Source organism: Dapis purpurea BLCC-M126 (assembly GCF_050015975.1).
GTDB lineage: Bacteria > Cyanobacteriota > Cyanobacteriia > Cyanobacteriales > Microcoleaceae > Trichodesmium.
In genome coordinates this window covers 22,271-32,997 of record NZ_JBNHER010000110.1, presented here as the reverse complement: position 1 = coordinate 32,997, position 10,727 = coordinate 22,271, and the positions used below count along the sequence as shown (strand labels likewise).

10 protein-coding genes are annotated in these 10,727 nt (G+C 34.1%); 5 read left to right on the top strand and 5 right to left on the bottom strand.

The genetic code is table 11. The annotated features are described in order from the left end of the window. Window positions 1–192 precede the first annotated feature (192 nt). Both ACP6PL_RS10250 and mgsA read left to right on the top strand, forming a co-directional pair. A complete protein-coding gene (locus tag ACP6PL_RS10250; protein WP_426545154.1) occupies window positions 193–768 on the top strand; it encodes a DUF3124 domain-containing protein in 576 nt (191 codons plus the stop codon). Between the two features lie 35 nt (window positions 769–803). Then, window positions 804–2,162 carry a methylglyoxal synthase gene (gene mgsA / locus ACP6PL_RS10245; RefSeq protein ID WP_426545153.1) on the top strand — a complete coding sequence of 453 codons (1,359 nt, stop codon included), beginning with the start codon at window positions 804–806 and terminating at the stop codon, window positions 2,160–2,162. A 386-nt stretch (window positions 2,163–2,548) separates the two neighbouring features. Here mgsA and ACP6PL_RS10240 read toward each other — a convergent pair whose 3' ends face one another. Continuing rightward, the gene (locus ACP6PL_RS10240) at window positions 2,549–5,473 is read right to left on the bottom strand and encodes a calcium-translocating P-type ATPase, PMCA-type (protein WP_426545152.1); all 2,925 of its coding nucleotides are present in this window, start codon (window positions 5,471–5,473) and stop codon (window positions 2,549–2,551) included. A 238-nt stretch (window positions 5,474–5,711) separates the two neighbouring features. Between ACP6PL_RS10240 and ACP6PL_RS10235 the strand changes: the two genes are divergently transcribed. The 3 genes from ACP6PL_RS10235 to ACP6PL_RS10225 all read left to right on the top strand — a co-directional run bounded on the left by ACP6PL_RS10235 (window position 5,712) and on the right by ACP6PL_RS10225 (window position 7,169). Next, on the top strand, window positions 5,712–5,870 hold the full coding sequence (locus ACP6PL_RS10235; RefSeq protein WP_426545151.1) for a DNA cytosine methyltransferase: 159 nt from the start codon (window positions 5,712–5,714) through the stop codon (window positions 5,868–5,870). Then, window positions 5,851–6,453 (top strand): DNA cytosine methyltransferase, encoded by a 603-nt coding sequence (locus ACP6PL_RS10230; RefSeq protein ID WP_426545150.1) that lies wholly within the window; start codon window positions 5,851–5,853, stop codon window positions 6,451–6,453. Before ACP6PL_RS10235 ends, ACP6PL_RS10230 begins: the two co-directional genes overlap by 20 nt. Before the next feature lie 242 nt (window positions 6,454–6,695). Next, window positions 6,696–7,169, top strand: coding sequence for an anthrone oxygenase family protein (locus tag ACP6PL_RS10225; RefSeq protein ID WP_426545149.1), 474 nt, complete (start codon window positions 6,696–6,698; stop codon window positions 7,167–7,169). A gap of 132 nt (window positions 7,170–7,301) precedes the next feature. On the opposite strand, the gene ACP6PL_RS10220 is transcribed toward ACP6PL_RS10225, so the two are convergent. The 4 genes from ACP6PL_RS10220 to mddA all read right to left on the bottom strand — a co-directional run bounded on the left by ACP6PL_RS10220 (window position 7,302) and on the right by mddA (window position 10,658). Beyond that, window positions 7,302–8,495, bottom strand: a complete 1,194-nt coding sequence (locus tag ACP6PL_RS10220) for a class I SAM-dependent methyltransferase (protein WP_426545148.1) — start codon at window positions 8,493–8,495, stop codon at window positions 7,302–7,304. Between the two features lie 4 nt (window positions 8,496–8,499). Next, entirely contained in the window at window positions 8,500–8,832 is a 333-nt protein-coding gene (locus tag ACP6PL_RS10215) for a hypothetical protein (protein ID WP_426545147.1), read from the bottom strand. Between the two features lie 279 nt (window positions 8,833–9,111). Continuing rightward, complete coding sequence (locus ACP6PL_RS10210) at window positions 9,112–9,837, bottom strand: protein kinase domain-containing protein (RefSeq protein ID WP_426545146.1); 726 nt, start codon at window positions 9,835–9,837, stop codon at window positions 9,112–9,114. 89 nt (window positions 9,838–9,926) lie between these two features. After that, entirely contained in the window at window positions 9,927–10,658 is a 732-nt protein-coding gene (gene mddA, locus ACP6PL_RS10205) for a methanethiol S-methyltransferase (protein ID WP_426545145.1), read from the bottom strand. Window positions 10,659–10,727: the final 69 nt, after the last annotated feature.

The window sequence follows — 10,727 nt, the reverse complement described above, 5'->3', positions numbered from 1 at the left end:
CTGCGCGACATGAAAAGCGTTAGCGGCTCTGCAAGAGCGGGAAAACTCGCCATCCTATCCTAAGGTCATGCTCCGCAAACGACCGCTTTTTCCCCTTTCAAGGCAAAGCTAATAAAGCTGAATTATTTAATTAATAATTATTAATTATTCAGTAATTTTAACTGATTTATTTCACCAATATTGACAAGAAAAATGAAACAAATATTGCAGTGTATTTTTCTCACAATTGCTATAATATTACTTTGGTCTTGTAGTTCTGCTCAGATCGTTCAACAACCACTAATTCCAGCAAGTCAGGATAATACTACTGCCATTGCTGTTAATTCTCCATCTCCTCAAAAAACAGAAATTATTCTCACTGAAAATCTAGAAATAACTACAGGACAGACTATTTATGTTCCGATATATTCTCATGTATATTACGCTAATCAACAACGAATTTATAATTTATCAGCAACTCTAAGTATTAGAAACACTGACCTAGAAAATTCTATAATTATTACTGGGGTAAAATATTATGATACAGACGGAAAATTGGTTAAACAATATCTGCAAAATCCATTAAAATTAAATCCTTTAGTTTCACGGGATTTTTATTTAGAACAAAAAGACAAAACTGGCGGATCAGGAGCTAATTTTTTAGTAGAATGGGTAGCAGAAAAACAAGTCAATGAACCAATAGTTGAAGCTGTCATGGTTGGTGTTTCAGGAAGCCAAGCTGTAGCATTTTCTAGTTCAGGTAAAGTAATTCAAAACAAGATAAAATAAGTGATAAATAGTATATTAATTATAGGACAAAAATTATGGCAAACACTATTGCTTTACTTGCTTATGACAGTAAAAAAGATAACTTAGTTGAATTTGTCAAAAAACATAAAATTGTACTATCTCGCTATCAATTAGTAGCGACAGAAAATACCGCCCAATATATTTTACAAGAAACAGGTATAGAAATAAATTCTGTATTAGCAGGTCCTTTAGGAGGAGATGCTCAAATAGCTGTAGAAGTAACTACGGGTAATGTAGTTGCTGTTATTTGTTTGGTAGACTACCTATTCTCTCAATCTTATGAACCCGATATCCAATTATTATTGCGTTTGTGTCAGGTACATAATGTTCCCATTGCCATAAATATTGCCACTGCCGAAACTATTATTAACAGTTTTATTCAAACTACTGTTGCTCATCTAATATTTAACCCCATATCTGGTCAAGGTAATGCTCAACAAGAATTATCATTAATTAAGTCACTTCTCGAACCTTATCTACATTTATATATACATCAAACAACCCCAGACAAAACAGCAGAAGAATTAACAGAATTAGCGATCGCTAAACAAGCAGATATAATTATTGCTTCTGGAGGAGATGGTACAGTTTCTGCTGTTGCTGGAGCTTTAGTGAATACAGATATCCCTCTCGGTATAATTCCCAGGGGAACAGCTAATGCCTTTTGTATGGCATTAGGCATTCCCAGTATTACACCTATTAGAAGTGCTTGCGATGTTATCTTGGCAGGCAAAACTCGCGTTATAGATGTTGCACATTGCAACGAACGTACCATGATTTTATTAGCGGGGGTGGGATATGAAGCAGAAACCATAGAAAGAGCAGATCGGGAAACTAAAAATCGTTGGGGAGTCCTAGCATATATGATGGCAGGTTGGGATCAACTAAAAGAACAGCAACTTTTTGATATTGAAATAGAAATTGACGAAGTTACCAAAACTTTTCAAGCAGGCACTATTACTATTGCTAATGCAGCTCCGCCCACATCATTTTTAGCTCAAGGTTTGGGAGAAGTAATTATGAATGATGGTTTATTAGAAGTAATGATAATTACCTCCAATAGTAGACTGCAAGCTGTTAACGCTGGAGTTAGAATGTTTGGATCAGCAATATTTAAAACTCCTGCTCAACATGAAGATACTATTGGTTTGCGAACAAAACGGGTAAAAGTCAGTACAGATCCACCGCAAAAAGTTGTGCTTGATGGTGAAATTATTGGTACTACTCCTATTGAGGTAGAGTGTATTCCTAATGGTTTAACTGTACTTGCTCCACCAACTAATGAAACTGAAGAAAAATCTGCTTGGGGTTTTCTCTCCTTAGCAAAAAGAGTGAAAAATCAAGGGTTGGAAAATGGTGATTTGAAGGATTAGTCTGTTCTATCTAATTAGAATTTTTTTTCTTCTCGTACATAGTAATGGTGAGAATATATTTTTTTTCCCACATTTCCTATACCATTACTATGCACCACCATTACTTTTTCAATAGAGGAAAGGCAAATATTAAGCCACCCTACTGCTGTGTCATATCAAATCCGGTAGTATCTGTATAAAAAAGCGGAGAAACCGGGTTTGTATCAAATACCCGACAATACTAACATTGACATCCCACAAACCAGGTTTCTTGTTACTCCGAAGCAAGCGGATTTGATATCAAGCCTTAAATGTTACTTTAGGAAAATGGTAGGATGCTGATTTTTCAAAGTAAAGAGTCAAAAATTTATTCCACCATTTTAAGCTTGACGCGCCACTACAACTTTTTAAGAAGCTTTAAACCGCATTTGAATCATTCTCCAAATTTCTCCTACCCACAATACAACAGAAGTACCGCCAATAATTATTAACCAATCTCTTAAAGATAAAGGAACTGTTCTAAACACACTTCCTCCATATTGCACCATCACAATTTGTCCGACAAAAATTAATGCAGCGATGGCTACAAAACTGCCATTTTTACTAATGCTAGAAAATGCAGATTCTTTTAAACCAAAACATTTGGCGTTAAACATATTCCAAAATTGCAACATCACAAATGTGGAGAAAAATAGAGATAGTTCGTAAGGCGTTACTACATTGTCTTGCTGAATATATAGCAAGAAACCGACAAAAAACACTAAAAATATTGACGCTACTGAGAAAATACTCACCGTCATTGGTTGTGAAATAATAAACTCTTCGGGATTTCTCGGTGCTTTCTCCATGACTTTTTGATTGGGTGGTTCAGTTGCTAAAGCTAATGCAGCAAAAGTATCCATAATCAAATTTACCCACAATAGTTGAATCACAGTAAATGGCAAATTAATTCCAATAAATGGACCCAATAAAGCTATCCCACAAGCAGCAACATTTATTGTTAACTGAAACAGGATAAACTTTTGAATATTTTGGTAAAGCGATCGCCCCCACATTACTGCATTTTCAATACTGCCAAAAGAATCATTTAAAATGATAATATCGCTTGCTTCCTTGGCAACCGAAGTACCACTTCCCATGGACAAACCTACCTGCGCTTGATTTAATGCAGGCGCATCGTTGGTGCCATCACCCGTAACTGCCACAACTTCACCACTTGCTTGTAACAGTTGTACAATACGTTGCTTATCCTGGGGACGCGCTCTAGCAATGACTTTCACTTTTTGCAGCATTGCTAAAGCTGCTTCATCATCCAACTCACGGAGTTTCGTACCAAGGATACACAAATCATTAGTATCATCCTCAGTCATAATACCAATTTCACGGGCAACTTCCATTGCTGTCAAACGACTATCTCCAGTAATCATTTTCACTTTCACACCAGCTTTTTGACAGATTTCTACTGCTGGCGGGACCTCTTCTCGCACTGGATCGGCGATCGCGACAAAACCGAGCAAAACCAAATCATGATATTGTTCCAGTTCATTTCCTTGTTGATAATCTTGAGGATCTTTAATATAAGCAAATCCTAAAGTTCGTCTGCCAATATTTTCATACTTATTTAACTCTGCTGCGATGGATACTCTTTGAGAATCTGCAAACGGTTTAACTCCTTCCGAGGTTAGGATTTGATTGCAACTTGCGAGCATTAGTTCTGGCGCACCTTTAATATGGAGTATTTTTTCCCCTGTGGTGGGGGAAACTCCGAGAGTTGCCATGTACTTTCTATCTGAGGAAAAAGTTAACTGATTGATAATATCAAAATCTTCCCGTTTGTCAATGTAGTCAATTTTGTTTTCTTCTAACCACAATAGCAAAGCTGCTTCTGTATGATCTCCGAGAGGAATAGATTCTTCCCCTTTTCTGTGTTCTAAGTTAGCTGTACTATTGGCACAGATAGCTTCTACTATAATATTGTCATCATTGAGAGTGCCAGAATTAAAACTGGGAAAATGTACATCACTCACCTGCATTTTGTTTTCAGTTAAAGTACCTGTTTTATCAGAACAAATCACCGTTGTAGCACCGACAGTTTCGCAAGCGTGCATCCGACGAACTAGATTATTCTGTTTAGTCATCTTTTGCATACTGTAGGCGAGACTCAGGGTGACACTTAGAGCTAATCCTTCGGGTACGGCAACAACGATGACTGCAACTGCAATCATAAAATATGTGAGGAACTTGAGGGCGATATCTGTACTTATCCAATCAGAGGGAGCGCTGGGAACCCATTGTAAATAATAACCGACTCCGATACCGATGCCAGATATTGCCAGGGCAGTCAGAAAATTTTTTAACCAAGCGATGGCACTATCATCTTCTAACCATTCGGGTACTTCTATTTCTTTGCCTATTGATTCTAATCCATCTATGATTATTGGCAACCAGACTCTAGTTAGGGCGATCGCTAAACCAATGCCTAGGATACTAATAATATACCATTGTCCTAAGGTGAGAGTGAGTTCTCTTGTGAGGATACCTCTGGCGATTAAGGCGATATCAATTAAGACTGCTATCCCTAAACCGAGGATGCCAATCAAATTACTAAGACGTTCGAGTTGGATATTTAGAGGCGTTTCTACATCTGTAATATCTAGAACACATCTAGCAGTTTTACCAATTTCTGTCTCATCCCCAACTGCTGTGATTTCGATGATTCCATGTCCATCATTGACTATAGTATCGCGCAAAACTTGGTTAGGAGGATAAGCGTAGTTAGTATGGTTATTAGAGGATAAATTTGTCTCCGCTGTTTTGGTAACAGGTATCGCTTCTCCCGTTAAACTTGCTTCGTTTACTTGTAGAGAAACTGCTTCTATTACTTGACCATCTGCTGGTATTTCTTCTCCTGTTTCTATTAGTACAAAATCCCCTACTACTAAGTCTTTTTTCGGAATAGTTGTCACGTTCTTATCCCGAATTACTGTGATGGGAATTTCATCATTTACTTGATTAAGAATATCGAATTCTTTGCTAGCTTTATATTCATTCAAAAAAGCAACAGTTGTAGCTAGCAAGATAGCAGCAATAATACCTAAACCTTCTACATAATTCCCTTCAAAAATTCCCACTGTAATGGCAATAACTGCAGCAATAATTAGAATCCTAATTACTGGATCATCAAATTTTTCTAACCATAATTTCCACCATGGCGATCGCTTGGGTGGTGTTAATAAATTAGAACCATATTTTTGCCGACTTGCCTCAACCTCAGTCTTTGTGAGTCCTCGGTGACGGCTGTGTTTTTGCCCTATTTCTTCAGTAGTTTTCATTGATTAATCTCCTTTCCAAAATATGATTTGGTGGGTATTTTTGTGATTTTAGTATTTTATCGTTTTTTTTCTTAACTTTATTAATATATCTTAAATTTGAATTTTTGTCTATAAATGTTTATCATTGCAAAAGCTAGTATATTTTGTTGATATTTTGCAGATACAAAAAATTGGCTATCAATAAGTTATACTATAATTTAATTTGTTGAATACATTAGTCATATTATTTTTGAATAAAATGTTGATTGAACGTTTAGAAAATATTCATTGGAATCAAGCACCAAAAATAATATCTTTATTTTCTGGTTGTGGAAGAATGGATTTACCATTTCACTATGCAGGATTTAAGTTGGTTTGGGCAATTGATTCTAATTTATATGCTTGTCAAACTTTATAATAGAAATATTGGTGACATTGTTGAGTATAATCCAATTGAGAATATAGATATTAGTGAAGTACCTGAAGCAGATTTAATTACAGGAGGTTTCCCTTGTCAGGAATTTTCAATGATTTGGAAGCGTCCAGGTTTAGAAGGTACTAGAGGCAATTTATATACCTATTTTTTAGAATTTGTTAAACGGAAACAACCAAAGGCATTCATAGCAGAAAACGTCAAAGGTTTATTAAGTGCTAATAAACATCAAGCAATTCAACGAATAATATCAGATTTTGAAAGTATATCTCCAGGTTATTTAGTCAAACCTAAACTATATAATTTTGCTGATCATGGAGTACCTCAGTTTAGGGAAAGAGTTATTTTATTTGGTATTAGAATGGATACAGGTTTTAATTTTATTCATCCTGCACCAGAATATGGTATTGGTCGGAAATATCCCCATATAACTGCTGGTGAAGCACTTAAAAATGTCGATAAAATTCCCGACAATAATAAACATCAAAAAATTCAACCTCGAACAATTGAAATATTGAAAAGGATAAAAGCAAGAGGTGATTTTAAAGATCTTCAGGAATTACAGTAAAACAGTATCAATAAGATATCGCTATAATTGTGAATAATGATGGAGATTTTACATTATTAGTCGGTATGGGGATTTTTGAAGGATTAAACAGACATACCTATAATATATTAGGCGAATTAAGAGGAATAAAATTAATACTAAATCTAATTATTCAAAGTGTTTTTTTCTTTTTCATAAGTAAAGTGTTAAGATGAGGTTTTCCCATGTCAATAGAATCAATAGAAGGAGTCTTTAAGATTACATTGCTCTTGGCTACATTGCTGTGTTCCCTGGTAGCAGGTTTCGTGTTGGCTTTTGCTGTAGTAGTTATGCCTGGGATCAAGACTTTAAGCGATCGGGAGTTTATCCGAGCTTTTCAGGTAATGGATGGCATTATTCAGAATAATCAGCCAATTTTTGTATTAGTCTGGGTTGGTTCAATTGTGGCTCTAGTGGCCTCATCTGTGCTTGGCATCGGGCAATTGGAGGGAGTGGAGCGTCTGCTGATAATCTTAGCGGTACTTGTTTACCTTTTAGTTGTTCAATTGCCAACTTTCACAATTAACGTACCTTTGAATAACAAACTGCAAACGCTGAATGTTGATGATCTGGATGAAACTGCACAAAAAGCGGCTCGTATGGACTTTGAAGCACGTTGGCTCCTATGGAATTCTATCAGGACAACTTTTGCCTGCCTGGTATCTAGCCTGTTAATTATTTTATTACTTAGACTTTGAATAATTTGGATATAAGAAACCGTGTAGTTAGTAATATAGAAGGCAATGGAGAGCAAGAAACAGGAATGTCTATAGAAGCTTTAAGGAAGATTTGGCCGTAAATACCTCTTGAGGATATTTAACTTCTTAAATTTATCTCATTGGAGGCATACTTAAACCTTTCAAAGTTTCCTTTTTTTCCTCTTCAGTTAAACCTTTACTTTGCACTAATACTCCAAAATTCCCTAACCCCATTGGATCTATTAATGAATGTAATATCTCCCTACGTCGGAAAACTTCCTCAATAGAAAACCCTTGATTATTTGATAGTTCATTTAATCTATCTCCCAAACCTAACGCCATTAAAAATAAACCTTGTTGAGTAAAACCAATATTTTCTAATCCACACAAATGACCCTGTTTTTCCAAAGCAGTAAAATCAACATGAGCGGTAATATCTTGTCGCCCAATATTCCAATAAGGGTCATTATTTCGGTGATGTTGATAATAACATTGTAGAGTTCCTTCTCTTCTAACGGGATTATAATAACGTACTGCTTGATAACCATAATCAATAGTTAATACATAACCTTTCAGCAATTTATCACTAAGAATTTTTATCCAATCTAAAGCTTGTAAGTTTACTTCACTTTGATAACCTTCAACATCAGCAAATGAGAGTAAATCTATATCGACTAATTTAAAATATTCAGCAATTTCAGGAGTAGAAATTTTATTAGTTATTTCTACAAATTTTCCCTCCGAGTCAGAGGTGACATAAATTTCTCGAATTTCCTGATTTTCTATGATAAATTTATGCACTGGAAAAGCATCTACTAACTCATTGGAAAAGAAACATCCTGTAATGGAATTATGAGGAATTTCATCCCAGTCACTCCACCTCACTTGATATGACTGTAACCTTTGTTTTTGTTCCACTTTTAAAACTTCAGACTTTTCAATAATCAGATATTCAATATTTTGGAAAAAATCTAAATGTGTTTGTTGGAGATAACCTAAAATTTGCTCGGCTAAAATTCCTTTACCAGCACCCATTTCTACCAGAGTAAAATTATTAGGTCTTTGAAAAAGATGCCACATTTGCAGAAATTGTTCTGCTAATAATTCTCCAAAGTCACTACCCCAATGAGGAGAGGTTAAAAAGTCTCCTTGTTTGCCAATATTTACAGGATGACTTGCATAATAACCATATTGGGGATGGTATAAAACTAAATCCATATATTCGGCAAAAGTAATCTGTTTTTTTGGAGATTCAGAAATGCGTTGGTGGATTATTTCACACAAATTTTCGTTACTGTTGTTGATAGTTAGTTGTGGTTGATTCATAAATTTAAGGAAGTATACTCTCTACACCCTCATAATAAAACTTTTTTAGCCGCTCGGTAAAGCCAGTAAAATCTGGTTCATCACTGACAGAAGTTCTTAGTAACTCAATTTCTTTTTCTTTGAATTTTGACACAAATATCAACTCGTTTCCTGTTATATAAGCTTCAAAGCTAGGCATAAAACGTTTCGTTACAAGCTTATTAAATTCTACACTCATAAGATGTAGTGTAGAGAATTTGAAATTTTCCCAAGTTATTAGCCTATAATAACTTGTACCATAAGCTCCTGAAGTCATTATTTCAAAGTCAGAACTTAGTTCTTTAACTAAATTTTTCACTACATCAGGAATTTGTTTTACAGTTTGTTTTACTAATGTGTGAAATAATTCTCTCTGTTCAGAATGAGAGGTAGAAGCTGATAGCTAATTTCTTATTTTCTCTAAAACAGTTTCATTTTTATTCTCTTTCTGAATTTTCTGATTATATAATATCTATCAAAGCTGCTTTAAGTGCAGGAATAGACTGCCAGCGATAATCAATTATTACATCAAAAACTCTATCAAAAATTATATTTATCTTGGTTATTTATAGATTCAGATAAAACCAATAAAATCTGTTTAATTTATTCTCTTTGATGTGTTTTTTTCCGTCATAGTATAAAAAGGTAGTAGTTTTTTTTCCCGTAATAATAAAAAAAAAATTCCACAAATTTGCGTTATATTTGACCTAAAGTCTCGTTGCAAACTACTTTTTTCTAAAAGTTTTGGAAGTGAGAGAAATCTATTTCCTAGTTGTTGCCCTGTGAGTGTTAAGCTAGTGTCATAATCATCAACTTTATTGAATGAAATCCCAAAATCTATTAACACTGGATTGTTTATATCATTATTTTTAACCATAATATTGTCAAGTTTAATATCTCTATGTACTATTCCAATTTTATGACAATACTCAACTATATCCAATAGTTTAATTACAAAATTAACAGCATCTTGTATGCTCATTATTTTCTCTTTTATCGCTTCAAACAAAGTTGTACCAGGCACAAATTCAGTTACCATATAAAGATAAGTATCTGAATCAAAAAGCTCCGAATTTGAATCAACTATTTTTGGTATCCCTGAATGATTTAGTGTCTTTAAAGCAGCAACTTCTCTGTACATCCTTCCACGTCTTTCATTATCATTTTGCTTAATAAGTTTTTTGAGAACATATTGATTGTGCAGAAACACGTCTTTTTTATCTTTTGTAGGTTTTACTAAAAAAGTTTTACCCTGCCCGCCACTACCAATTGTTTTAGTAATTTCCCAGTTTTCATCCCAAGGTTTATTCTTCTTTTTGTTCATGGTAAATATCAATATATTGCATGGAATTTAGAATTTAAAATGTAGAATTTAGAATTAAACGTAAATTTACTAATTCCAAATTCTGAATTCTATTTTATCCTTGGCACAGGAATTAACATGGAAACTTGCTGCCTATATTCCTGATATAAATTTCCATAAATAGAAATCATATCTTCCTCTTCTAATTTAATACCTACTAACATATAAATAGTTGTACCTACAGCAAAAACTAGATGAGAAACTGTCATTAATGGAGTTGCCCAAAAAGCAATAACAAAACCCAACATAATTGGATGGCGAATATATTTATAAAATCCTGGAGTTCTAAATCCTAAATATTCATATTCCTGACCACGCAAATATAAATATACTTGTCGCAAACCAAATAAATCAAAATGGTTAATCATAAATGTGCTGAGGAAAACAATTAACCATCCTAAGGCAAAGATGCCATAAATAATGTTATAAATTATTGGGTTTTGTATATTCCAAATAATTCCACCGAGAGAATGCCATTGCCAAAATAACAGTAATAATGCCAGACCTGACATTAAAATATAAGTGCTACGTTCTATAGGTTCTGGAATTATTTTTGTCCACCATTTCTTGAAACTTTGACGTGCCATGAGACTATGTTGAATAGCAAACACACCCATTAGTAAAATATCAATTAATAACCCCTTAATCAGAGAATCATCCGAATTGGAATCTAGTGTTTTTGGTACTATTAAATTGCCAATAAAGCCAATACTGTATAGAAAAGCTATCAATGATATTAAATAACAAACTACACCATAGATAAATGCTAGTATTCTACTCATTTTTATTTGACAAAATATCCATAACTTTGATGAAATTATTTTAGCAGGTAAAGTAACTTTATAACAAGT

What these genes read in the sequence shown, in the direction of transcription:
- ACP6PL_RS10250 (WP_426545154.1), top strand. Translation starts at nt 193, where the DNA reads ATGAAACAAATATTGCAGTGTATTTTTCTCACAATTGCTATAATATTA.
- mgsA (WP_426545153.1), top strand. Translation starts at nt 804, where the DNA reads ATGGCAAACACTATTGCTTTACTTGCTTATGACAGTAAAAAAGATAAC.
- ACP6PL_RS10240 (WP_426545152.1), bottom strand. Translation starts at nt 5,473, where the DNA reads ATGAAAACTACTGAAGAAATAGGGCAAAAACACAGCCGTCACCGAGGA.
- ACP6PL_RS10235 (WP_426545151.1), top strand. Translation starts at nt 5,712, where the DNA reads ATGTTGATTGAACGTTTAGAAAATATTCATTGGAATCAAGCACCAAAA.
- ACP6PL_RS10230 (WP_426545150.1), top strand. Translation starts at nt 5,851, where the DNA reads ATGCTTGTCAAACTTTATAATAGAAATATTGGTGACATTGTTGAGTAT.
- ACP6PL_RS10220 (WP_426545148.1), bottom strand. Translation starts at nt 8,495, where the DNA reads ATGAATCAACCACAACTAACTATCAACAACAGTAACGAAAATTTGTGT.
- ACP6PL_RS10210 (WP_426545146.1), bottom strand. Translation starts at nt 9,837, where the DNA reads ATGAACAAAAAGAAGAATAAACCTTGGGATGAAAACTGGGAAATTACT.
- mddA (WP_426545145.1), bottom strand. Translation starts at nt 10,658, where the DNA reads ATGAGTAGAATACTAGCATTTATCTATGGTGTAGTTTGTTATTTAATA.